The sequence below is a fragment of the Patulibacter sp. NPDC049589 genome, from assembly GCF_040675535.1.
Classification (GTDB): domain Bacteria; phylum Actinomycetota; class Thermoleophilia; order Solirubrobacterales; family Solirubrobacteraceae; genus Patulibacter.
Map to the genome: position 1 here is coordinate 1 of NZ_JBFAPC010000054.1, position 22,087 is coordinate 22,087.

Genomic DNA, 22,087 nt, shown 5'->3' on the forward strand with positions numbered 1-22,087 from the left:
GATCGAGGGCCGCTTCGCGGCCCTCGATCACTCAAACGCCGCGATCTCATGATCGGGGCCGCCGATTACCGGCACACCGGTGGATTCAGGCTGAGTCGCGACCTCGACGCCGCGCGCGCGTTCGTGACGTCCGAGCTGGGCGGGCTGGCCGGCGGGGGCGCGACGGGGGAGCGGTCCCGCGAGGCGCTGCTCGCCGTCGTCGCGCCGCAGGGCGGCCTGGCCGCCGCGGCCCGGGTGCTGGGGGTCCACCGCAACACCGTTCTGCAACGGGTCCGTCGCGCGGAGGAGCTGCGCGGCCGGCCGGCCACGGAGCGCCCGGCCGAGCTGCACGCGGCCCTGCTCCTGGCCGCCGTCCTCGGGCCGGCGGCGCTCGCGAGCTGACCCGGGGTCGGGTCCCGGGTTCGGGCGCCGGCGGTCAGGGGGTCGGTCGATCGTCGGCCGCGGGGTGTCGGGGATCGACCGCGGGTCCCGGGTTCGGGCGCCGGCGGTCAGGGGGTCGGTCGATCGTCGGCCGCGGGGTGTCGGGGATCGTCCGCGGGTCCCGGGTTCGGGCGCCGGCGGTCCGGGGGTCGGTCGATCGTCGGCCGCGGGGTGTCGGGGATCGACCGCGGGTCCCGGGACCGCCCCGCGGACCCGGCGGTCGGACCGCCGATCCGTGCCCGTCGTGCGGGGCCCCTGGCCGCGCCACGCGGCACGCGGCAAGGATGTGCGATCCGCACATCGATCTGGGCGGGATGCCCGTTGCCTCCGCGGGGGAGCCGGGCGTAGGTTGTGCGCACTGTCCGCTCAGGAGTCCCCGCCGATGTCCACCACCGCCCCATCACCCGTCACCGTCCGCCGCATCCCGAACCCCGAGGAGCCGGTGCCGACGGTGGCCGTCCCGACGCTGGCCCTGCTGGTGGTCGGCCTGGTCGCCTGGCTCGCCTCGACGGTGCTCTACGTGGCTGCCGACCTGGCGTGGTGGATCACGGTGCCGGTCAACGCCGTCGCCGGCTACCTGCTGTTCACGGTGGCGCACGACGCCGCGCACCGCTCGGCGTCCAACCGCAAGGGGCTCAACAACGCGATGGGCCGCGCCGCGGCGCCGTTCTTCGCGCTGCACGCGGCCTTCCCGGTCTGGCGCTTCATCCACATGCAGCACCACCGCTTCACGAACCACGACGACGGCGACGACCCCGACCACTACACGATGCGCGGGCCCGTCTGGCAGCGTCCGTTCCGCTGGGTCACGATCGATTACCACTACGTCCTCTTCTACCTGCGGCACGTCCGCTCGCGACCGCGCGCCGAGCAGGTCGAGGGCGTCGCGTTCCTGCTCCTCGGCGTCGTCGTCCCGATCGCGCTGATCGCCACCGGCAACTGGGTCGTCTGGCTCGTCGTCCTCTTCGCTCCGTCGCGCCTGGCGATCATCTGGCTCGCCTACGCCTTCGACTACCTCCCGCACCACGGGCTGCACCACAAGCCCAAGGAGGACAAGATGAAGACGACCCGCAACCGGATCGGCGGCGAGCGCTGGGTCTCCCCGCTGATGCTGTACCAGAACTACCACCTGGTCCATCACCTGCACCCGACGGTCCCGTTCTACAAGTACGTGCTCGTCTGGCGCCGCAACGAGGGCCGCTACCTCGACGGCGACCCGGCCCTCTCGACGCTCCGCGGCCGCGAGATCACGCCCGACGAGTACCGCCGGATGCGCGAGCTCGTCGACGACCACTAGGGGTCGCCGACGAAGCCCGTCCCGCCGGCGGGACGCGCGCTCAGGCGGTGAGCAGCGCCTTCGTGTCGCCGAGCGTGAAGCCGGCGAGGACGTCCGTGTGGGTCTCGATGATCGATGCCGCCTTGCCGAGCGTCGCGACGATCTTGCCGGAGTCGGGGGCCTCCACGACCGCGACGTGCTCGTAGTGGCCGAGCGTCAGCCACTGGTCGACGACGGTGATGCCGTCCTCGGCGAGGGCGCCGGCGAACGCCTCGAGGCGCCCGGGCAGGTTCGCGGCGTCCTTGCGGGTGTCGCCCTCGAAGCGGCTGAGGAGGATGAAGTTGGGCATGGGTCGTTCTCTCTTCTGCTCGGTGTCCGTCGCCCCCGGACGGCGGCGACGTGGTCGCCGCACCAGGCGAGTGCGGGGTGCGACGACCGCGAGCAACGTAGACGGCGTATGTGGCGGGGCGCACCGGCCGAACGACCGAACGGGACCATCCCGGAGGGGGGTGTGCGGGCGAACGCCGGGTGCGAAGGTCGGGCGATGGTGGCCTCGGCGACGAACCGTTCACGCCCCGAGCCCGGCGATCCGTCGCGTGCGGCGATCCGGGCCCGGCTGCGCCGGGCGGGGCCGGCCGCGGCCGCCGACCTCCGCGAGCTGATCGCCGTGGACGACGCGCGGCGACGCCGCGACGAGGAGACCCGCACGGCGGAGATGGAGGGTCTCGTCCGGATCCACGAGGCCATGGAGCGGCTGCGCGTGTGCGGGTCCTCCGCGGAGCTGGTCGCCGCGGCGCCCGCGGCCCTGGCGACGGCCTGCGGGTTCTCCCGGGTGATGGTGTCGCAGGTCCGCGGGTCGATCTGGGACCCGAAGGCGATCGAGATCCGCGACGACTGCGATCCGCGCGCGGAGCGCTTCCGGGCCTACGTCCGGTCCGCCGAGATCCCGCTCGCCCACCTGCTGCTGGAGGCCGACCTCGTCCGGCGCCGGGTCCCGGTCCTGGTCCGCGACCCGGCGTCGGATCCCCGGACGCACCTGGCGATCGTGGAGCAGTCGCGGTCGACGTCGTTCGTCGCCGCCCCGGTCATGCCGACCGGGCGCGTGATCGGGTTCCTGCACGCCGACCGCTACGGGCAGGAGCGCGAGTGCGACGACCGCGACCGTGAAGCGCTCTGGGTCTTCGCCGAGCACCTCGGCCTCGTCTACGAGCGCACGGTCCTGGTCGAGCGGCTCGACGCGCGTCGGGCCCGGATGCACGAGGCCCTGGCGGCGGCCGGTCTCGCGATCGACGAGCTGTGCTCGGAGGAGCTCTCGCTGCTCCGCCGGAGTGGCCCCCCGGCGGCCCGGCGCGAACCCGGCCGGCCGGATCCGCTCGCCGCGTTGCTCAGCCCGCGCGAACGCGAGATCCTCGACCTGCTCGTGACCGGCGCCTCCAACGCGGCGATCGCGCGCCGGCTCGTCATCGCCGAGACGACCGTCAAGTCGCACGTCCGGCGGATCCTCCGGAAGCTGCACGCGCGGACGCGGGTCGAGGCCGTGGCCCGGTACGTCCGGATCGTCGGCCGGTCGTGACCACCGATACGACGGACGGGGACCTGGTCCCGCGGATCCGCGAGCGTGCGCGGCGCCTGCTGGGGCCGGATGCTCCGGGCGGGGAGGAGCTCGGCGCGATCGTCGCGGCGTGCCTGGAGCGCATCGAGGGCGGCGTGCCCGACTCCGAGCGGCTGGTCGCGCTGGCCGTCGAGGCCCAGGACGCGCTGCACGCCACGCACCTGCGGATCTACGCCCGCCGGGTCCATCTCCAGGGGCAGGTGCAGGCCGCGCTGGGACGCCTGCGGGACGCGACGACGACCGACCGACTCCTGGACGAGGCGTGCGCCGCGGCGGCGCGCAGCTGTGGGCTCCGCCGCGTGCTGCTCAGCCGCATCGACGGCGACGCCTGGATCCCCTGGAAGGTGCACCTCGACGGGACCATGAGCAGTCCGATGCAGGTGCTCGTCGCCGACGGCGGGACGCGGATCCCGCTCGCCGACTGCCCGGCCGAGCAGGCCGTGCTCGACGACCGCCGGCCGTTGGTGGCGCAGCCGGCCCGGACCGCGTGGCTCGCGGAGCTGGACATCGTCCGCCCCTACGTCGTGGTCCCGATCGCCCCCGCCGGGCGGGTCGTGGGGTTCCTCCACGCGGACCACCACCCGGAGGAGACGGAGGTGGACGGCATCGACCGCGCCGTGCTGTGGACGTTCGCCGAGGGATTCGGGCGCGCGTTCGAGCGCCTCGAGATCCTGCACCGCCTGCACGGCCAGCGGGAGCACGCCCAGGCAGCCCTGTCGGTGATCGACGCGATCGCCGCGTCGGTCGATCGGCACGACCTCGAGTTCGCCGGGGACCCCGTGCTCCCGGCGGCCCTGGCCGGCGACGCCCCGCGCGACCCGCTGTTGAGCCCCCCGGAGCGCCCGGAGTTCGAGCGGCGCCTGACGCCCCGCGAGCGCGACGTGTTCCTGCTGATGGTGCGGGGGCTGGGCACCGCGACGATCGCCGACCGGCTCGTGATCCGGCCCGGCACGGTGAAGGACCACATCAAGTCCATTCTCCGGAAGATCGGAGCGTCCAACCGGGCCGAGGCGATCGGCATGACCTACGGGTACGACTTCGACCGGCCCTGATCCGCGGCTACATCATCCGCTCGCCGCTGCGGACCATCTGGATCTGGGGGACGCAGGCGGCGGGGGAGAGGCGCAGGAGGAAGTGCACGGACTCGGCGACGTCTCCGGCGGTGAGCACCGCGGCGAGCAGGTCGGTCATCGGCGTGGGCGCCTCGTCGGCGCACATTGCTTCTCGAGGCAACGGAAACCGACAGGACATGAACGGCGCGCGGCCGGGGAAGGGCGCGTGTCACCGACCCCGCGCGAGGGGTCGCCGGTCGTCTTCGTCCTCGGCGCCGGGATCCCGTGGGCGAGGCTCTCGCCGGTCCAGGGCTACGGGTCGGGCATGGCCTGCCGGCGCCGGCGCGAGGCCTGGCGGTGGCCCCGGATCGAGGGGCCGTCGATCGCGTAGGCGCGGACGGTCGAGAAACCGCCGCCGATGATGACCTCGGCCAGTCGCTCCAGGGGCGGCAGCGCGTCCTCGCCGCCGGCCTCCTCGTAGCCCGGGCGCAGGAAGACCGCGAGCGTCAGCGGCACCTCGTGCGTCAGCGCCCGCCCGACGGGGCCGGCGTCCGCGGCCACCACGGCCAGCCGGTGGACGAGGACCGGGGTCGAGGCGAGGAATCCGTCCGGGCGCTGGACGAACGGCACGCCTCCCATGCGACGACCCTCCCCGGCGGTAGTGATGTCCGGTCGGTTTCTGGACGGTGGCCCGGCGGCAGGTCGTCGGGTCAGACCCGGGAGAGCAGGCGCTCGGCGGTGCGCCGTGCGTCCTCGGGCCCCAGGCGCATGGTCAGCGCGGGGTACAGGAGGTCCGGCAGCAACTGCCGCAGGTCGACCGGCACGGGGTCGACGAGGCGCCGGTAGATGACGTCGGCGAGCCCGCCGGCGAGCATCTGCGCGGTCATCCGGTCGACGTCGGTGACGTCCCCGTCGGCGTCCGGCTGGTAGAGCACGCCGAAGTGGCCCATGGCGGTGTTGCGGACCCGGGCGGCGCGGGGGCCGGCGGTCAGCGACTCGACGAAGCAGATGCGAGCGACGAGGCGGTCGTCCTGGAGCGTCGCCAGCACCGTGGCGAGCGCGGCGCCGAGGCGGTCGGGCCACTCACCGGGCCCGTCGAAGGCGGAGCGGGCGACGGCGAGCAGGTCGGCGAAGAGGTCGTCGAAGGCGGCGATGAAGCACGCCTCCTTGTCCTCGAAGTGCTCGTAGAACGTCTTGCGCGAGACCCGCGCGCGACCGGTGACGTCGGTCAGCGTGGCCTCGACGTAGCCGTCGGCGTCGATCGCGGCGATCATCGCGTCGAGGATCCGGGAGCGCTGGGAGGTCTCGACCTCCTCGCGGCTCAGGCCGTGCCGACCGCGCGGCAGGGGGGCCGCCGCGGCCTCGCCGGCGGGCGAGTCGTCGGGGCCGGCACCGGGGATCACGCTGGGAACGCTACAGACTCTCGGTTTTTGTTATGGACGCGGCGGGGCCGATGATGCCCCGACCGGCGGGGGTGGTCCGTCCGACGGTGGGGCGGTCTGCCGCGGGCCGGGCTCGCAATGGGGGCCGGGGGTGCGGTGTCCCGGCGCCACGGACGGGCCGCCGGTCGGCGGGGCGACCGGTCAGAGCGCGCGCCCGGTGAGCGCCTCGACCTCGCGTAGCGCGCGCGTCGGCCCGATGTGGGGGCTCAGGGCGACGTAGGCGATGTCGGGCAGCAGGTGGGGCAGGCGGGCCGCCCGGCCCTCGGCGACCTCGCGGAAGATCATCTCGCTGATCCCGCCGAGGACGACGGGCCCGGCGGGGCCCGCGGGCACGGGGTCCGCGGACGGCAGGCCGAGCGTCGCCCGCTCCTCGGTGCCGGGCTCGTAGAGGTCGTGGAGCTCGACGAGGTTGTCGTTGCGCAGCGCGCGGGCTCGCGCGCCGGCGGCGTAGACCTCGACGAGGCAGATCCGCGCGCCCCCGGGGTCGGCGGCGAGCGATTCGAGGAGGGCGGAGAGGGCGGCGACGATCCGCACGGGCCAGGTGCCCGGCCGCGCGTAGGCGCGCAGCGCGGGGGAGTAGAGCCGCTCGCGCACCGACCGGTAGACGGTGAGGAAGCACTCCTCCTTGTCCTCGAAGTGCACGTAGAGCGTCTTGCGCGACACGCCGGCGAGCGCCGTGATCCGCGTCAGGCTCGCGCCGGCGTAGCCGTCCTCCTCGAGCGCGACCCGCATCCCCTCGAGGATCCGCGAGCGCTGCGACGCGGCGACCTCCGCCTCGCTCAGCCCGTGCCGACCACCCGTGAGGCGCCCGCGGGCGCCGGGCGCGGAGCCCTTCGGGTCGTCGTGGTCGTGCGGCACGGCGAGGACGATAGTGCGCCGCCAGTGCGCCGGTGGACGTTCGCCCGACGGGGGCGTGCCGGTGCTGGGCGAGACGCTCGAGGGCGGGATCTTCGTCCGGCCCAGCAAGCCGGGGAACCTGTTCCGCATCGCGCTCGTCGCGTCCGGGGCCGGCGTGAACGTGAAGACCCCCGGCGAGATCTATCCCGATCCGGTGACCGGGCAGATCACGGCGAAGGTCGAGAACACGCCACAGGTGCCGTTCGCGGAGCTGCGGACGCACTTCTACGGTGGGTCGCGCGGGGTGCTGTCGATGCCGCGCGCGTGCGGGACGCACACCGCGTCGGCGACGTTCACGCCGTGGAGCGGTGGGCCGGACAAGGCCGGCAGCTCGGCGTTCGCGCTGGACCAGGACTGCGCGTTCGGCGGGTTCGCGCCGTCGGTCGCCGCGGGTACGCGCAGCGCGACGGCGGGCGCGTCCAGCCCGTTCACGTTCTGCAGGACCAGGGACGACAGCGACGAGATGCTCGGCGGCGTGAAGATCCAGCTGCCGCCCGGGCTGCTGGCGAAGACGCAGGGCATCCCGCTCTGCACCGACGCGCAGGTCGCGGTGAGGGTGGCGCGGGCGTTCTGCGGCGGTCGTTCGGCCATCGGTGCGTGCCCCGGGCCCGCGCGGCCCGTCCGCAGGTCCCGCGGCGCGGGCGGTCGGGGTGTCCCGTCCGCCCGTGAGCCGGTCGCCTAGATGATCGCCGAGGAGCCGCCGTCGACCACGAGGTGCGCGCCGGAGACCCAGCGCGCCTCGTCCGACAGGAGGTACAGCGCCGCGTAGGCGATGTCCTCGGGCTCGCCCGGCTTGCGGGTCGCGGTCGAGTTGATGACCGGGCCCAGCGGGTTGTCGGGTCCCGACGCCAGGATCTCCTGGACCGGCGGCGAGTTGATCACGCCCGGGCTGACGACGTTGACCCGGATGCCGACGGCGGAGCCCTCGGCGGCGAGCTGGCGGGTGATGCCGACGACGCCGCCCTTCGACGCGGCGTGCGCGGCCTGGGGCAGGTCCCGCAGGCCGGCGATCGCCGCGATCGAGGCGACGTTCAGGATGGCGCCGCCGCCGCGCTCGACGAGGCGGGGCCAGGCCTGCTGGGTCGAGTGCCAGACGACGTCGAGCTCGTTGTGGATCGTGAAGAGGTAGTCCTCGTCCGTCATCTCGGCGAACGGCGCGTATCGCGGCAGGCTCGCGTTGTTGTAGAGCAGGTCGACGCCGCCGTGGGCCTCGACCGCCGCGTCGACCCACGCCTTGGCGCCGGCCCCGCTCGACAGGTCGACCGGCGCGACGGACGTCATCGTCAAGCCGTCCTCGACCACGAGTCGCACGGTCTCGGCCTGCGACTCCTCGTTGATGTCGCAGCCGACCACGTGGGCGCCCTCGCGGGCGAAGATCCTCGCGGCGGCCCGTCCCTGGCCCCCGCCGGTGCCCGAGATCAGCGCCACCTTGCCGGCGAGCCGGCCCGAATTCGTCGTCATCGTCTTCCTCGATGTGTGGGCCGCGCTTGACGCGCGCCCGGGTTGCCGCGAGGCTCCTCGCGACGCGGGAGGCCCCGTCGCGTCACCGCCCCGGGGGAGACCCCGCCGCGGTGCACCCTCTCGCCCCGGCTGCGCGGCCACCGACCGGTGGTCGCGCGGGCGCCACGTGGCCCGGGCTCGCGCTCCCGGACCGCTCGGCACCCCCGCCGAAAACGATTCCCCTCTGCTCCGTAATCTATGACTACAATAGCACCAGATGCACCCGAGGGGGTGCGAAATCGATCTGGTCGAGGCCCCGGCCGGCGGCGCGCGAAGCACGCGCGCACCGGCTCCGGAGCCTCGAGAACGCGGTCTGGGGAGACACGAGATGGGAACTGCGGACAACCACTACGACGTCGTCGTCGTCGGGTACGGGCTGGCCGGCGAGGCGGCGGCGTCGCTGCTGGCGCGCCTCGGCCACAAGGTCGTCGTCTTCGAGCGCTGGCCGTCGCTGTACGGCCTGCCGCGGACGATCAGCACCGACGGCGAGGGCTCGCGGATCATCGACAAGGCCGGCGACGTCGAGCACGCGCTCGAGGGCTCGTCGAAGATCCGCAGCTACGAGATCGTCGACGCCGACCACAACCGGATCGTCGGGCGGACCTGGGACGACGAGAACGTCTGCGGCTTCTACAACCGCACGTCCTTCTACCAGCCCAACGTCGAGGAGGCGATGGATCGCGGCGCCCGCACGCACGGGGCCGAGATCAACCAGGGCTGGGAGGTCACCTCGATCGTCCAGGACGACGACGGCGTGACGGTGGAGGTCGTCGAGCACGAGGGCGTCGGCGAGGCGCCGATCGTCGATCCGCAGCGCCGGACCGTGACGGCGAGCTACGTCATCGGCGCCGACGGGGCGCGCAGCTCGGTGCGGGCCGGCGTGCCGACCGACTGGACGTACTACGACTACCGCGACGCGTGGCTCAGCGTCGACGTCCGCCGCAAGCACGCGCTCGAGCGGTTCGACCCGTCGGCGTCGCTGCAGATCATCTCGCCCGAGCGCGTGGTCGCCTCGATCCCGATCGGCCAGGAGCGGATCCGCTTCGAGTTCCTGCTCGGCGGCGAGCCCGAGGAGCACCAGGACCTGACCGAGGAGGCCGGTTATCGGTTCCTCGAGGAGGCGTTCGGCGTCACGCGCGCCGACGTCGAGATCTACCGCCAGGTGGTCTACCCGTTCGAGGGTCGCATGGCGCAGCAGTGGCGCCACGGCCGGATCTTCCTGGCCGGGGACGCCGCCCACCTGATGCCGCCGTTCGTCGGGATGGGCGCGGTCTCGGCCTTCCGCGACGCGATCAACCTCGCCTGGAAGCTCGACCTCGTGATCCGCGGCATCTCGGGCGACGGGCTGCTCGACACCTACCAGCAGGAGCGCTGGCCGCACGTCGAGTCCTACATCCAGCTCGGCGTGGCGATCGGCAAGATGTGCGCGATCACCGACCCCGCGGCGGCGGAGGCGCGCAACGAGGCGATGCGCGACGGCGGCTCGGAGCAGCCGCCGGACCCGGAGTACGACCTCGGCGTGCTGCAGATGGAGGACGGCGTCGTGGCCCGCCCGGCCGGCCTGCGCGAGCCGCAGGGCGTCGTCCGCCGCGGGGCCGAGGAGGGGCGCTTCGACGACGTCGTCGGGCCCTGGGGCTTCTCCCTCGTCGTCCGCGACGCCGACGCGACGGCGCTGCTGTCCGACGAGCAGCGGGCGTTCCTCGGGACGATCGGCTGCAAGATCGTCGAGCTCTCGCGCGACGCCGGGTCCAAGGCGTGGATCGAGCAGGACGACGACTACGAGAAGTACTTCTCCGAGCACGGGATCATCGGCTACCTGTCGCGCCCGGACTTCCGACTCTTCGCCGGCATCCGCGCGCTCGACGACCTGCCCGGGATCGTCGACGACCTGCGCGAGCAGCTGGCGCTGACGCCGGTGGCCTCGGCCGCCTGAGGAACCGCCCCGCACGGGGCGGGGCCCACGCCGTCTCTCCCAGCGCCCCGCCGGCCTCCGCCGGCGGGGCGTTCGTCGTTGCGGAGGGGTCCTCCGGAGAAAAATCACACATCACTGATGTTCGTCATTACTATGCGCATGGATACGAACCCACGGGGATCCGATGACGACGCAACAGCAGCAGGACATCCCGCAGCGCGTGCTGCACGACCTGATCGCGAAGGACGAGATCAACGACGCGCTCGTGCGCTACTGCCGCGGCGTCGACCGCCGCGACGCGGCGCTCGTGCGCTCCGCGTACCACGAGGGCGCGCCCGACGACCACGGCTTCACCGTCGTCGACTCCGGCTGGGGGCTCGCCGAGCTCTGCGACCGCGACAACCCGAACGGGTTCCCGGCCGAGTGGTCGTCCACCTCGCACGTGCTGTCCAACGTCCTGATCCGCGTCGACGGCGACCGCGCGTCGAGCGAGAGCACCTTCGTCGCCACGATGCGGATGGAGCACGAGGGGACGCGCTGGAACCTCGTCTCCAGCGGCCGCTACGTCGACGAGTGGGAGCGTCGCGACGGCGGGCCGTTCCGGATCTCGTCGCGCATCGTCGTCACGGACGAGACGCGCACCGACGAGGTCCCGCGCGAGTGGCCCGGGCCGGACAGCTCGGTGCCGAAGGTCGTGCCCGGGGCCGAGGGCTTCCCCGTGCCGCCGAACGTGCCCTTCGGCTCGGCCACGGAGGCCGATCCCAGCTACCGCACCTCGATCCCGCTCGTCTGAGGACGACGGCGCGAAGGAGCCCGGCATGAGCGCAGGAGCAGACCTCGACGTCCTCTGGGAGCCCCTGCGGCTCGGGGGGATCGAGGTCCCCAACCGGATCTTCGTCTCGGCGCACCTGATGGCGCTGAACGACGAGGAGATCGTCGGGGACCGCTTCATCGAGTACTACGAGGAGCGCGCCCGCGGCGGCGTCGGGCTCCTGGTCACCGGCGCGGAGGGCGTCACGCGCAGCGGCTGGAAGGCCCCGCACTTCCAGGCTTGGCGCGAGGACGCCCAGCCGCGCTACCGCAAGCTCGCGGCGGCCGTCCACGCGCACGGCACGAAGATCTTCACGCAGCTCTGGCACGCCGGCCTGCAGAGCACCGGCATCGCCGACCTCGACTTCCAGTCGCCGACGCTCGGGCCGTCCGCCGTGCAGTCCCCGGCCGTCGGGCGCATCGCCAAGGCGATGGAGCGCGAGGACATCCAGGACGTGATCGAGGGCTTCGCCCGCAGCGCCGAGCTCGCCCAGCGCGCCGGCATCGACGGCGTCGAGGTCTCCGGCGCCCACGGCTACCTGCTGAACAGCTTCCTCTCCCGCGCCAACAACCGGCGCACCGACGAGTACGGTGGCAGCGTCGAGAACCGCTGCCGCGCGGCCGTCGAGATCGCGACGGAGATCCGTCGCCGCTGCGGTCGCGACTTCCCCGTCGGGATGCGCCTGATCTTCGACGAGTTCGTGGGGCCCGGCGGCTTCGAGCCCGACGACTCCGCGGCGATCCTCGCCGAGCTCCACGGCCACGGACTGTTCGACTACTTCGGCATCAGCGGCGGCACGTACCACTCGCTGTGGGCGTCGATCCTGCCGATGACGGCGCCGAACCCGCAGCCGTACCTCGAGCACGGGGCGCGGGCGCGCGAGGTCGTGCGCCGTGAGGTGCCGATCGCCGTGGCCAGCGGGCTGCGGACGGTCGAGCTCGCCGCGCAGGCGCTCCGCGACGGCAAGGGCGACCTCGTCGCGATGACCCGCGCGCACCTCGCCGACCCGCAGCTCGTCGCGAAGGCGCGCGCGGGCCGCACGACCGAGATCCGGCGCTGCGTCGGCGCGAACCAGGGCTGCGTCATGCGCCAGGCCAACGGGACGATGTCGACCTGCACGGTCAACCCGGCGGTCGGTCGGGAGCGGCGTTTCGGCACGCAGCAGGTGCGGCCCGCGGCGGAGTCCCGCCGGCTGCTGATCGTCGGCGGCGGGCCCGGCGGGCTGAAGGCGGCGGAGGTCGCCGCGGAGCACGGCCACCACGTGACGCTCGTCGAGGCCGGAGACACGCTCGGCGGCAACCTCCGCCACGCGCAGCTCGTGCCCGGCCGCGCCCGCTGGGCCGAGGTCGTCGAGGACCTCGAGCGGTCGGTGCGCCGCCTCGGCGTCGAGGTTCGCCTCGGCACGACGCTCAGCGCCGACGACCTCGCCGCGGCGGACGCGGACCTCGTCGTCCTCGCCACGGGCGCGACGTACGACCGCTCCGGCTTCTCGGTGCTGCGGCCCGACCGGCAGACGGTCGACGGGTTCGCGGACGCGACGGTGCTCGACCCGATCCAGGCGCTCAGGGATCCCGGCCTCGCCGGCGACGACGTGATCGTGCTGGACGACTTCAACGACCAGACCGGGATCGGCGTCGCGCTGTCCCTGGCGCAGGCGGGCAAGAAGGTCCACATCGTCACGATGTCGCCGTTCGTCGGATCGACCGCGGCGTCGACGCTCGAGGTCCCCGGCGTCGCGTACCCGATCCTGCGGCAGGCCGGCGTCGAGTTCCGCGCCAACGCGTCGCTGCAGGCGATCGGCGGCGGCGAGGCGCAGATCCTCGACGTCTACGCCGGCACGATCGAGGTCGTCCCGGCCTCGTCGGTCGTCGTGAACATGCTGCGGATCCCGGTCGACGGGCTGTACCTGGACGCGCGGGCCCGCGGCCTGCCCGTGGTGCGGATCGGTGACTGCCTCGCGCCGCGCTACGTCGACGAGGCGATCTACGAGGCGACCGAGCTCGGCTTCGACGTCGAGCGGGAGATCGCGCGGGAGGCCGAGCGCGAGCGGCGGCGGCGTGGAGCCATCGCGGCCTGAGGGTCGCGCGGGGCGCGCCGGTCGCGTGCTCCCGTCACCGCAGGACCGCGGGCGGTGCAGGCCGCCCGCGGGGAACTGACCGCGGGCGGCGCGCACGTCGCCCGCACCACGCAGGACGGCGGGCGGCGCACGCCGCTCGCACCGCCCCGGGCGGGAGACCTGGGGCGCACCCGACAGAACCATCGAAGGACCGGCGGCGCTCGGGCGCCGACCGGCGGAGGAGCAGGCGCATGAGCACGACGACGACGGCGTTCCAGGACGCGATCGATGCGGTGAGGGACTTCCCCACCGGGCTGATCATCGACGGCGAGCAGGTGGACTCGACGACCTCGGGCGCGACGCTCGAGAACATCAACCCCGCCACGGAGGAGGTCCTCGCGACGGTCTCCGTCGCCGGGCCCGAGGACGTCGACCGCGCCGTGGGAGCCGCGCGCGCGGCCTTCGAGACGACGTGGCGGGCGGTCCCGGGGCGCGAACGGGGGAGGCTGCTGTTCCGGCTGGCCGAGCTCGTCGAGCGCGACGCGGCACGCTTCCACGCGATCAAGCTGCTGGAGAACGGCACCCCCGCCGGCGGCCCCGACGTGCCGATGTCGATCGAGGTCTTCCGCTACTTCGGGGGCTGGGCCGACAAGATCCACGGGACCGTCATCCCGACGCCGGGAGCGATCGACCCGGCCGCTGCGGAGGGCTCGCGCCCCGCGCTCCGGCCCACGCACGCCTACGCGACCCGCGAGCCCGTCGGCGTCGTCGCCGCGATCATCTCGTGGAACGCGCCGCTCCTGACGACGGCGATCAAGCTCGCGCCCGCCCTGGCCGCCGGCTGCACCGTCGTCGTCAAGACGTCCGAGCGGTCGATGCAGGCCGTGCTGCACCTCGTCGCGCTGATCCAGGAGGCCGGGTTCCCGCCCGGCGTCGTCAACGTGCTCAACGGCGCGGGCGACGTCGGCAAGCTGCTCGGCGAGCACCCCGGCGTCGACCACGTCTCCTTCACGGGGAGCCCCGAGAACGGGCGGCTCGTCGCGCAGGGCGCCGCGAAGACGCTCAAGCGCGTCACGCTCGAGCTCGGCGGCAAGAACCCGCAGCTGATCTTCGCCGACGCGGACCTGGACCAGGCGTGCGCGGGCGCCGCGCTGGCGGTGCTGGCCAACCAGGGGCAGGTCTGCCTCTCGGGCTCGCGGATCCTCGTCCACGAGCGGGTCTACGACGAGGTCGTCGACCGCATCGCGCGCGTCGCGCAGAGCGTCGTCGTCGGCGACCCGTTCGCGCCGGAGACCCAGATGGGCGCGCTGATCAGCGCGGACCACATGGAGCGGGTCCTCGGGTACGTCGAGGCCGGCCGCACCGACGGGGCGCGCCTGATCGCCGGAGGCGCCCGCGTCGACCGGCCCGGGTACTTCGTGCAGCCGACGTTCTTCGCCGACGCGCACAACGACATGCGGATCGCGCGCGAGGAGATCTTCGGGCCGGTCGGGACGATCATCCCGTTCGCCACCGACGACGAGGCGATCGCGATCGCCAACGACACCCCGTTCGGGCTCGGCGCGACGGTCTGGACGTCCGACCTGTCGCGCGCGTTCCGGACGGCCGACGCGATCCGCGCGGGCGCCGTGTCGGTGAACGCCTGGAGCCCCCTGGACGCCGCCGTCCCGCACGGCGGCTTCAAGCAGAGCGGACTCGGCCGCGAGAGCGGCTGGGCCGCGATCGCCGACCTCACCGAGGAGAAGGTGGTGACGGTCGTCTACTGACCGTCGCCTCCGACCCGGACCACCGCGCCACCCCCGGCGCCCACGAAGGAGCAGCAGATGACGAACTTCAAGGACCACCGCGACCTCGCAGACCGACCGGCGCCCGAGGCCGCCACCGCCGACGGCGCCGCGCAGGCCGACGTGCTCGTGATCGGCACCGGCGCCGCCGGCCACACCGCGGCCGTGATGGCCGCGCGGGCCGGCGCGAGCGTGCTGATGCTCGAGGTCGCCGACCGGATCGGCGGCACCACCTGGCGCTCGTCGGGCGGCTACTGGATCCCGAACAACCGCACGCAGCGCGAGCGCGGCGTGACGATGGAGCGCGACCGCGCGCTGAAGCACATGGCGTCGCTGTCGTTCCCCCAGCTGTTCGACGAGGACGCCGAGCGGCTCGGCCTGCCGGAGCGCGAGTACGAGCTGATCGCGATGTACCTCGACCTGGCGCCGAAGATCATCGACGAGCTCGACGACGAGGGCATCCTCGGCTCGACGCAGATGGACTACCCGGAGCGCACCGACGGGATGCCGCCGTACTTCGAGACGCCCTGGGACGCGACCGCCGGGTCGGTGCTCGGGCCGCGGGTCGACGAGTTCGGCGACGTCAAGGCGTCCAACCCGTCGGCGGAGACGATGCGCAAGCTCGGCGGCCGGCAGGGCGACGGCGCCGACCTCATCCGCTCGCTGTCGGCGAGCGCCACGCGGCTGGGCGTCGAGGTCCTGCTCGAGCACCGCGTCGACGGGCTCGTGCGCGACGACGACGGCGCCGTGATCGGCGTGACCGCGTCCACCCCGTCGGGACCGGTGACGGTCCACGCCCGGCGCGGCGTGGTCTTCGCGACCGGCGGTTTCAGCCACAACCCGGAGCTCGCCGAGCGCTACCTGCCCGGCCCGATCGTCGGCTCCTGCTCGGCCGGCACCGCGCGCGGCGACTTCATCCCGATCGCGCTGGAGGCTGGCGCCGAGCTCGGCAACACCGACGAGGCGTGGTGGACGGAGCTGCCGATCGAGCTGGCCAAGTCGATGGGCGAGTCGCCGGAGCTGATGTCGTTCCTGCACGGCGCGAGCTCCGTGCTCGTCAACGCCTCGGGCGAGCGGGTCGTCAACGAGAAGCTCATGTACAACGAGCGCGGCAAGGTGCACTTCCAGCGGGCCGAGGACGGCTCGCTGCCCAACCGCCTGCTGTTCTTCGTCTACGACGACTACGTCGCCCAGGGCGCGATCGACTGGCCCGCGCGCTGGCCCGTCCCCGCCGCCGGCGAGCAGGCGGACTACGTGATCACCGGGCGGACGCTGGAGGACCTGCAGGAGAAGATCGCGGAGCGGCTGACGACGCTCGAGGGCATCGAGCCGTTCGCGCTGCAGCCGGAGTTCGCGGACGGCCTGGCCGCCACGATCGAGCGCTTCAACGGGTTCGCCGAGCGGGGCATCGACGAGGACTTCGGTCGCGGCAACACGTCCAACCAGCAGTACGACCTGCCGCTCCGGCCGGGACTGAAGAACCGCAGCCTGGCGCCCTGGCGGTCCGAGGGGCCGTACCACGCGATGATCGTCGGGGCGGCGACGCTCGACACCAAGGGCGGCCCGAAGATCGACGGCAAGGGTCGCGTCCTGCAGCCCGGCGGCGAGCCGATCCCCGGCCTCTTCGGCGCCGGCAACTGCATCGCGTCCCCGGCCGCTGCGGCGTACTGGGGCGGCGGCTCCACGATCGGCCCGGCGATCGTCTTCGGCTACGTCGCGGGAAGCAGCGTGGCGGCCGAGCCCGCCCGCGCGATCCCGTCGGCCACCGTCGTCTGAGCGCCGGGGCGCGGGTCCGGGGCCGCCGGGAGGGCGGCCGTCCGGGCCTCGGCGCGTCGGAGATCGCCCGGGTCCCGCCCTCCGCCCGGATCAGTCCGTCCGAACGGGCTGAAAAGTATTTATCACCATAGTAATCATCATACGTATGCTATCGCCGCGAGTCCGGTGATCAGCCGGTCCTAACGAGGAGAGAGAACCCCATGAGGCATTCACAGCGAGGTGCGTTGGCAGTCCTCTGCGCTTCGGTCCTGGCGCTCGGCGCCTGCGGCAGCGACGACGAAAAGACGACGAGCTCGGCGGCGAGCAGCGGCGACGCGACGAGCACGGAGACCGCGGCGACGTCGTCGTCCGGCGCCGCGTCCCAGGCGACCGTCGACGTGACGTCGAAGTTCATCGGCGGCACGCCCGGCAAGGCCGACGCGTCGAAGTCGCCGGTGGTCATCGGCGTCGTCAACCAGGAGGGCGCGACGCCGTCCTTCCCGGAGTACCTGAAGATCGCCGAGGCGACGGCGAAGCTCATCAACGGCCAGCTCGGAGGCATCGGCGGGCACCCCGTCAAGATCGAGCCGTGCATCGTCCAGTCCGAGGAGGACGGCCAGCGCTGCGCGGCCGACTTCGTCGCGAAGAAGGTCGACGTCGCGGTCCTGACGCTGCTCGTCCTGGGCAACCAGTCCTTCTACAAGACGGTCGGCGGCAAGTTCCCGGTGCTGAACTCGGTCGCGGCCACCGGTCCCGACACGACCTCGCCACACGTCTACAACCTCGACGGCGGGTCGGGTGCGGTGCTCAACGGCGTGGCCGTCCGCGCCACGGCCGACGGCGCCAAGAAGATCGCCATCCTGACGCCGGACAACGACGCCGGCCGCAACACCGGCGGCACGATCCTGGAGCCCGCGCTGAAGAAGCTCGGCGCCACGGGCAAGACGGCGTACTTCCCCGAGGCCGCGACGGGTCCCGAGATGGTCCAGGCGCTGCAGGCGGCGGGCGCCAAGGACGCCGACCGCATCGTCATCCAGCCGTCCTCCGGTGCGCAGTGCGACGCGATCTTCGCGGGCATGCAGCAGCTGGGGATCCAGAAGCCGGTGATCACCAACCCGATCTGCACCTCGGGCAACATCCTGAAGTCCTCGCCCGACAAGCTCGACGGGCTGGAGCTCGTGACCTTCACGGGCGACACGCGCGTGAAGAGCGACACCGAGGCCCAGGCGTTCAAGGACGCGATGGACGCCTACGGCGCCGGCAAGTACGTGCTGACGGGCTACGTCGGCAAGACGTTCTCCGACGTCCTGGCGATCGCGAAGTTCGGCAACGAGATCGGCGCGGACAAGCTGTCTCCGGCCGCCTACGAGCAGGCGATCACGACGTTCAAGGGCCCCGCCTTCGACATCCCGGGCGAGATGCAGTGCGGCCACGACAAGACGCAGATCGGCGTCTGCGGCTTCTACTCGGTCGTCACGCAGTTCAAGGGCGGCACCTGGAACGCGCTCGAGCCGGTGAAGAACGGCGGCTGAGCAGCGCGGACGGTGGGTCGCGCGGCCAGATGCCGCGCGACCCACCGGGGCAGGACCACGACGAACGAGGAGCACCGGCCATGGGCCCGCGGCGGACGAGCATCGGGGACGACCCCTTCAACATCGACAGCCCACCGGACTCCCGGTGGACGACCGCGAACACCGGGGAGCAGATGCCGGGGGTGCTGACGCCCCTGACCATCACGCTGACGATGGAGCCCGCGGAGCTCGGCCTGCTGCGCGCCTTCGCGCTGCTGGGGGTCATCCCCCGCTCCGAGGTGCGGATGCCGGAGCACCGCCACGACCACTCGCTCGGCTACTTCTACGGCCGCTGCGCCGCGAACGTCAGCCTGATCCGCAGGCTCTTCGACCTGACCCCCGGGACGTCCGGCGCCGCGTACGAGGCGCAGATGTTCGGCGGCGAAGGGCTCGGCGAGTCCGAGCTCCTGCGCCGCCGGCGCTGGCCGCTCGTCGCGGCGCAGATGCCGTGGCGGGTGCTCCGCACGCCCACGGGCCTGACGGCGCTGCGCGCCGAGCTGCAGGAGTGGTGGGCCGGCCAGGTCCGGCGGATGCCGACCGCGACCCTGCCCGAGGCCCGGCAGGCGGCCCTCGACGCGCAGGCGCAGATGCAGCGCGTCACGCCGTACGTGTACCTGGCGACCCTGACCGCGCAGCTCGCCTACGGGCGGATCTGCGCGCTCAGCGCGCTCGCCGGGCACCCGGGGCTGGAGAACACGATCTCCGGCGGCTACGGGACGGAGGAGCTCGAGATGGCCAACGACTTCTGGGCGGTCTCGCGCGGGACGATGCCCGGCGAGCGCTTCTTCGAGCGCCACGGCTGGACCGCCCCGATGGGCATGGAGCTCTCGGCGCGCTCGTGGCGCGAGACGCCCGAGCTGATCGAGCCGCTGCTGCGGAGCTACCGCGAGCTGCCCGACGAGGACGACCCGCGGCGCGTGTCGGAGGAGCGGGCGGCGGAGCGCCGGCAGGCCGAGATCCAGCTGCTGCGGGGCCTGCCCCGGCGTCGGCGGGTCGAGGCGCGGCTGCTGCTGCGCCTGACCGCGGAGTACATGCGCCTGCGCACGGTGCAGAAGGCCTGCAGCGCCATCGTCTACGACGGCATGCGCCTGGGCGCTCGCCGGATCGGCGTGCTGCTCCACGCGGACGGGCTGATCGACGATCCCGACGACGCGTTCTACCTGACGCAGTCCGAGCTCCTCGCGCCCGAGCTGCCGGCCGACGCACGGGAGCGGATCGCCACCCGCCGCGCGGCCCGGGACGAGTACCAGGCGCTGCGCCTGCCGGACGGCTGGACGGGCAACCCCGTGCCGATCGTCGTCGCGGACGTGCCCCGGGCCGGCTCCGCGGGGTCGGCGGCGGTGTCCGGGACGGGCGTGAGCCCCGGCATCGTCGAGGGCCCCGTCCGGGTCGTGACGAGCCCGACGGACGGCGACGTCCGGCCCGGCGAGATCCTCGTCTGCGAGATGACGGACCCGAGCTGGATCTCGCTCATGGTCGTCGCGGCGGGCTTCGTGATCGACATCGGCGGGCCCGTCAGCCACGGCGCGATCATCGCCCGCGAGCTCGGCATCCCCTGCGTCATCAACACCGGCAGCGGCACCGCCGCGCTGCGGACCGGCCAACGGGTCCGGATCGACGGGTCGACCGGCACCGTCGAGGTCCTCGGCGAGCCCGACGAGGTGGCGGTCCCGCTCGCGGACGCGCCCCGGCCGGAGCCGGTCCGATGAGCGCCGCCGGCGTGGCGCTCGACCCGGCCGCCGAGCGTGCGCACCGCGTGCCGGCCGAGCCGGGCTGGAGCGAGAACCTCTGCTTCACCGGCTGGGACGCGGACCGCCGGATCGGGCTGTGGCTGCACATGGGCCGCACGCCGTACGACCCGGAGCTCTGGCACGAGATCGTCGCGCTGCACCTGCCCGACGGCCGCACCCTGGTCGCGAAGAACTTCTCCCGCAGCGCCGACCCCGAGGCCGCGATGGGCGACCTGCTGCGGCTGCGCTGCGTCGAGCCGTTCCGATCGTGGAGCGTCGCGTTCGAGGGACCGGCGAAGCAGGTGACCGACGACGTGCTCGCGGCCGGCCCGCTGGCCGACGGACCGGAGCAGCTCCTGCGCTTCGCCCTGGAGTGGCGGTCCGACGTGCCCGTCTGGCAGTTCGGGGCGGGGGACTGGGCGCGCACCCACTACCAGCAGCTCGGCACGTACACCGGCAACGTCGAGATCGACGGGGTGGTGACGCCGATGCGGATGCGCGGCTGGCGCGACCACAGCGCCGGGCCCCGCGACCTGCGCCCGTTCCTGCGCCACACGCTCGTGGCCGCGCAGTTCGACGACGGCCGCTCGCTGATGGCGGTCGACCTCTACGACGCGCGCACCCCGGACGCGTCGCGCACCGCGCGCTTCGGCGACGGCCGGACGGTCGCGCCCGTCGAGGCGCTCGAGCTCCCCGGCATGGCCGACCCGCGGCGGCCCGACGCCGACTACGTCTTCACGACGAGCACGCCCGACGGCCCGGTCGAGGTCCGCGCGCGGATGCGGTGCGTCATCCCGATCACGATGTTCCCGCCCAACCACATGACGGTCGGGCTGTCGACGGCCCCGGAGGCCTACGTGCTCTGGATGGGGCAGGCGACGTTCGAGATGGACGGCACCGTCGGATCCGGCCACGTGGAGCGGGCCGCGCGCGTGGGGGTGCCGGCATGAGCGGGGTCCTCGCCCGCCAGGTCGGGCAGCTCCTGCGGTTCAAGCGGGCGGCCGGCGCCGACGCGCTGGCGGTCCTGACCGGCGGGGAGCCCGACGCCGTGCGCGGCGTCCTGGCCGACCTCGCCGCCGAGGGCCGGGTGGCCGAGTCCGGCGGGAGCTGGACCCTGACCCCGGCGGGCGTCGCCGCGCTCGACGAGGCGGTCGCGGACGAGCGCGCCGCGCTGCCCGCCGCCGACCTCGCCGCGCTCTACGAGGAGTTCCGCGGCCACAACGACCGCCTGAAGGCCGTCGTCAGCGCCTGGCAGCTGCGGCCCGGCGACGACGGGCCCGTCGTCAACGACCACCAGGACGAGCGCTACGACGAACGGGTGCGGCGGTCGCTGGTCAAGCTCGACGAGCGGTTCGCGCCGCTGCTTCACCGCTTCTCCGCCCACCTGCCGCACCTCGAGATGTACGGCCGGCGGTTCGCGGCCGCCGTCGACCGGCTCGACGAGGACGCCCGCTTCATCGCCTCGCCGCTGATCGACAGCTACCACACCGTCTGGTTCGAGCTCCACGAGGAGCTGATCGCGATCTGCGGGCTGGACCGCCGAGTGGAGGACGCACGATGAGCACGGAGACCGGACCCGCAGGCGCCGGAACGGAGACCACCGGAGCCCGCACGGGCGGCGCGCAGGACCGCGACACGGAGCTCGTCTGGCTGTGGCCCGACGGCGGCCGGGCCGGTGACGGGCCACCGGGGGCGCGGCTCGCCCGGCTGCCCCTGGACGCCGACGGCCTCGGCGACCTGCTGGACGGCTTCGGCTTCGACGAGTCCCACGGCGGGCTCGGCGTCGCGCCGCTGCACGGCCCGCCGCCGGCCCCGCCGCTCGGCGCGCTGCAGCGCGAGACCCGCGCGCGCGTGAGCTTCGAGCGCGCCACGCCGGGCATCGAGATCGTCGCCTTCGTCCACCGCGCCGCGGGGCTGACCCGCGAGGAGTTCCAGGTCCGCTACCGGGCGCTCGGCCTGCGGCTGCGCGAGCTCGGCGGGCCGGTCGACACCCTGTGCCGGTACGCGCAGCGCCACGTGGTCGGCGACGCGGACGGGCCCGACGCGCTGGGCGAGCTCGGCTTCGTCGACGCCGACCACCTGCGGCGGTTCCTCACCGACCCGTGGCTGACGGCATCGCTGCTGCCCTACGAGGCCGAGTTCATCGACCACCGCAGGAGCACGCAGCTGCTGGTGCGGCGGGCGTCCGAACCCGCCTGAGGGCGGCCGCCCGTCGGCCGCCCGTCGGGGCGGCCCGACCCCGCACGGGGCCGACCCTCAGCGGGCCGCC

At 73.7% G+C, this 22,087-nt stretch carries 21 protein-coding genes; 15 read left to right on the plus strand and 6 right to left on the minus strand.

The annotated features are described in order from the left end of the window. Nucleotides 1–381, plus strand: a 381-nt coding sequence (locus tag AB0L40_RS12225; protein ID WP_364354222.1) for a helix-turn-helix domain-containing protein, incomplete at its 5' end; no start/stop codon positions are given. Nucleotides 382–802: 421 nt separating this feature from the next. Continuing rightward, nucleotides 803–1,717: a fatty acid desaturase gene (locus AB0L40_RS12230; RefSeq protein ID WP_364354225.1), complete on the plus strand. Its 915-nt coding sequence runs from the start codon at nucleotides 803–805 to the stop codon at nucleotides 1,715–1,717. Between the two features lie 40 nt (nucleotides 1,718–1,757). Here the strand turns inward: AB0L40_RS12230 and AB0L40_RS12235 are convergent, their stop codons facing one another. After that, on the minus strand, nucleotides 1,758–2,045 hold the full coding sequence (locus AB0L40_RS12235) for a GYD domain-containing protein (RefSeq protein WP_364354228.1): 288 nt from the start codon (nucleotides 2,043–2,045) through the stop codon (nucleotides 1,758–1,760). Nucleotides 2,046–2,240: 195 nt separating this feature from the next. Here AB0L40_RS12235 and AB0L40_RS12240 point away from each other — a divergent pair, with 195 nt between their 5' ends. Together AB0L40_RS12240 and AB0L40_RS12245 are read left to right on the plus strand one after the other, a co-directional pair. Beyond that, a complete protein-coding gene (locus tag AB0L40_RS12240; RefSeq protein ID WP_364354231.1) occupies nucleotides 2,241–3,269 on the plus strand; it encodes a LuxR C-terminal-related transcriptional regulator in 1,029 nt (342 codons plus the stop codon). After that, on the plus strand, nucleotides 3,266–4,360 hold the full coding sequence (locus tag AB0L40_RS12245; RefSeq protein WP_364354234.1) for a LuxR C-terminal-related transcriptional regulator: 1,095 nt from the start codon (nucleotides 3,266–3,268) through the stop codon (nucleotides 4,358–4,360). The genes AB0L40_RS12240 and AB0L40_RS12245 overlap by 4 nt, the downstream gene beginning before the upstream one ends. 7 nt (nucleotides 4,361–4,367) lie before the next feature. On the opposite strand, the gene AB0L40_RS12250 is transcribed toward AB0L40_RS12245, so the two are convergent. From AB0L40_RS12250 to AB0L40_RS12265, 4 genes are all read right to left on the minus strand, one after another. Next, the gene (locus tag AB0L40_RS12250; RefSeq protein ID WP_364354237.1) at nucleotides 4,368–4,499 is read right to left on the minus strand and encodes a hypothetical protein; all 132 of its coding nucleotides are present in this window, start codon (nucleotides 4,497–4,499) and stop codon (nucleotides 4,368–4,370) included. A gap of 173 nt (nucleotides 4,500–4,672) precedes the next feature. Further along, nucleotides 4,673–4,999 carry a hypothetical protein gene (locus AB0L40_RS12255; protein WP_364354240.1) on the minus strand — a complete coding sequence of 109 codons (327 nt, stop codon included), beginning with the start codon at nucleotides 4,997–4,999 and terminating at the stop codon, nucleotides 4,673–4,675. A gap of 71 nt (nucleotides 5,000–5,070) precedes the next feature. Then, nucleotides 5,071–5,763 carry a TetR/AcrR family transcriptional regulator gene (locus AB0L40_RS12260; RefSeq protein ID WP_364354243.1) on the minus strand — a complete coding sequence of 231 codons (693 nt, stop codon included), beginning with the start codon at nucleotides 5,761–5,763 and terminating at the stop codon, nucleotides 5,071–5,073. Nucleotides 5,764–5,943: 180 nt separating this feature from the next. Further along, on the minus strand, nucleotides 5,944–6,660 hold the full coding sequence (locus tag AB0L40_RS12265) for a TetR/AcrR family transcriptional regulator (RefSeq protein WP_364354246.1): 717 nt from the start codon (nucleotides 6,658–6,660) through the stop codon (nucleotides 5,944–5,946). A gap of 61 nt (nucleotides 6,661–6,721) precedes the next feature. On the opposite strand from AB0L40_RS12265, the gene AB0L40_RS12270 reads away from it, so the two are divergent. After that, a complete protein-coding gene (locus AB0L40_RS12270) occupies nucleotides 6,722–7,381 on the plus strand; it encodes a hypothetical protein (protein WP_364354249.1) in 660 nt (219 codons plus the stop codon). On the opposite strand, the gene AB0L40_RS12275 is transcribed toward AB0L40_RS12270, so the two are convergent. Next, nucleotides 7,378–8,160, minus strand: coding sequence for an SDR family NAD(P)-dependent oxidoreductase (locus AB0L40_RS12275; protein WP_364354252.1), 783 nt, complete (start codon nucleotides 8,158–8,160; stop codon nucleotides 7,378–7,380). The two genes, AB0L40_RS12270 and AB0L40_RS12275, sit on opposite strands and share 4 nt — an antisense overlap. Before the next feature lie 367 nt (nucleotides 8,161–8,527). Between AB0L40_RS12275 and AB0L40_RS12280 the strand changes: the two genes are divergently transcribed. From AB0L40_RS12280 to AB0L40_RS12325, 10 genes are all read left to right on the plus strand, one after another. Next, on the plus strand, nucleotides 8,528–10,132 hold the full coding sequence (locus tag AB0L40_RS12280) for a bifunctional 3-(3-hydroxy-phenyl)propionate/3-hydroxycinnamic acid hydroxylase (RefSeq protein WP_364354255.1): 1,605 nt from the start codon (nucleotides 8,528–8,530) through the stop codon (nucleotides 10,130–10,132). A 163-nt stretch (nucleotides 10,133–10,295) separates the two neighbouring features. Further along, on the plus strand, nucleotides 10,296–10,904 hold the full coding sequence (locus AB0L40_RS12285) for a nuclear transport factor 2 family protein (protein ID WP_364354258.1): 609 nt from the start codon (nucleotides 10,296–10,298) through the stop codon (nucleotides 10,902–10,904). 25 nt (nucleotides 10,905–10,929) lie between these two features. Beyond that, complete coding sequence (locus tag AB0L40_RS12290; RefSeq protein WP_364354261.1) at nucleotides 10,930–12,999, plus strand: FAD-dependent oxidoreductase; 2,070 nt, start codon at nucleotides 10,930–10,932, stop codon at nucleotides 12,997–12,999. Between the two features lie 230 nt (nucleotides 13,000–13,229). After that, nucleotides 13,230–14,744 (plus strand): aldehyde dehydrogenase family protein, encoded by a 1,515-nt coding sequence (locus AB0L40_RS12295; protein ID WP_364354264.1) that lies wholly within the window; start codon nucleotides 13,230–13,232, stop codon nucleotides 14,742–14,744. A gap of 57 nt (nucleotides 14,745–14,801) precedes the next feature. Next, a complete protein-coding gene (locus AB0L40_RS12300; RefSeq protein ID WP_364354267.1) occupies nucleotides 14,802–16,538 on the plus strand; it encodes an FAD-dependent oxidoreductase in 1,737 nt (578 codons plus the stop codon). 200 nt (nucleotides 16,539–16,738) lie between these two features. Further along, on the plus strand, nucleotides 16,739–18,049 hold the full coding sequence (locus AB0L40_RS12305) for an ABC transporter substrate-binding protein (protein ID WP_364354270.1): 1,311 nt from the start codon (nucleotides 16,739–16,741) through the stop codon (nucleotides 18,047–18,049). An 80-nt stretch (nucleotides 18,050–18,129) separates the two neighbouring features. Next, on the plus strand, nucleotides 18,130–19,797 hold the full coding sequence (locus tag AB0L40_RS12310) for a PEP-utilizing enzyme (protein WP_364354272.1): 1,668 nt from the start codon (nucleotides 18,130–18,132) through the stop codon (nucleotides 19,795–19,797). Continuing rightward, a complete protein-coding gene (locus tag AB0L40_RS12315; protein WP_364354274.1) occupies nucleotides 19,794–20,768 on the plus strand; it encodes a hypothetical protein in 975 nt (324 codons plus the stop codon). Before AB0L40_RS12310 ends, AB0L40_RS12315 begins: the two co-directional genes overlap by 4 nt. Beyond that, nucleotides 20,765–21,379 (plus strand): hypothetical protein, encoded by a 615-nt coding sequence (locus AB0L40_RS12320; protein ID WP_364354276.1) that lies wholly within the window; start codon nucleotides 20,765–20,767, stop codon nucleotides 21,377–21,379. Before AB0L40_RS12315 ends, AB0L40_RS12320 begins: the two co-directional genes overlap by 4 nt. After that, nucleotides 21,376–22,017, plus strand: a complete 642-nt coding sequence (locus tag AB0L40_RS12325) for a hypothetical protein (protein WP_364354278.1) — start codon at nucleotides 21,376–21,378, stop codon at nucleotides 22,015–22,017. Before AB0L40_RS12320 ends, AB0L40_RS12325 begins: the two co-directional genes overlap by 4 nt. Nucleotides 22,018–22,087 lie beyond the last annotated feature (70 nt).

Excerpts from the sequence above, each read along its gene's own strand:
- AB0L40_RS12305 (WP_364354270.1), top strand. The coding sequence starts at position 16,739 with ATGAGGCATTCACAGCGAGGTGCGTTGGCAGTCCTCTGCGCTTCGGTC.
- AB0L40_RS12235 (WP_364354228.1), bottom strand. The coding sequence starts at position 2,045 with ATGCCCAACTTCATCCTCCTCAGCCGCTTCGAGGGCGACACCCGCAAG.
- AB0L40_RS12310 (WP_364354272.1), top strand. The coding sequence starts at position 18,130 with ATGGGCCCGCGGCGGACGAGCATCGGGGACGACCCCTTCAACATCGAC.
- AB0L40_RS12285 (WP_364354258.1), top strand. The coding sequence starts at position 10,296 with ATGACGACGCAACAGCAGCAGGACATCCCGCAGCGCGTGCTGCACGAC.
- AB0L40_RS12320 (WP_364354276.1), top strand. The coding sequence starts at position 20,765 with ATGAGCGGGGTCCTCGCCCGCCAGGTCGGGCAGCTCCTGCGGTTCAAG.
- AB0L40_RS12255 (WP_364354240.1), bottom strand. The coding sequence starts at position 4,999 with ATGGGAGGCGTGCCGTTCGTCCAGCGCCCGGACGGATTCCTCGCCTCG.
- AB0L40_RS12280 (WP_364354255.1), top strand. The coding sequence starts at position 8,528 with ATGGGAACTGCGGACAACCACTACGACGTCGTCGTCGTCGGGTACGGG.
- AB0L40_RS12290 (WP_364354261.1), top strand. The coding sequence starts at position 10,930 with ATGAGCGCAGGAGCAGACCTCGACGTCCTCTGGGAGCCCCTGCGGCTC.
- AB0L40_RS12275 (WP_364354252.1), bottom strand. The coding sequence starts at position 8,160 with ATGACGACGAATTCGGGCCGGCTCGCCGGCAAGGTGGCGCTGATCTCG.
- AB0L40_RS12230 (WP_364354225.1), top strand. The coding sequence starts at position 803 with ATGTCCACCACCGCCCCATCACCCGTCACCGTCCGCCGCATCCCGAAC.
- AB0L40_RS12295 (WP_364354264.1), top strand. The coding sequence starts at position 13,230 with ATGAGCACGACGACGACGGCGTTCCAGGACGCGATCGATGCGGTGAGG.
- AB0L40_RS12325 (WP_364354278.1), top strand. The coding sequence starts at position 21,376 with ATGAGCACGGAGACCGGACCCGCAGGCGCCGGAACGGAGACCACCGGA.
- AB0L40_RS12240 (WP_364354231.1), top strand. The coding sequence starts at position 2,241 with ATGGTGGCCTCGGCGACGAACCGTTCACGCCCCGAGCCCGGCGATCCG.
- AB0L40_RS12300 (WP_364354267.1), top strand. The coding sequence starts at position 14,802 with ATGACGAACTTCAAGGACCACCGCGACCTCGCAGACCGACCGGCGCCC.
- AB0L40_RS12250 (WP_364354237.1), bottom strand. The coding sequence starts at position 4,499 with ATGACCGACCTGCTCGCCGCGGTGCTCACCGCCGGAGACGTCGCCGAG.
- AB0L40_RS12315 (WP_364354274.1), top strand. The coding sequence starts at position 19,794 with ATGAGCGCCGCCGGCGTGGCGCTCGACCCGGCCGCCGAGCGTGCGCAC.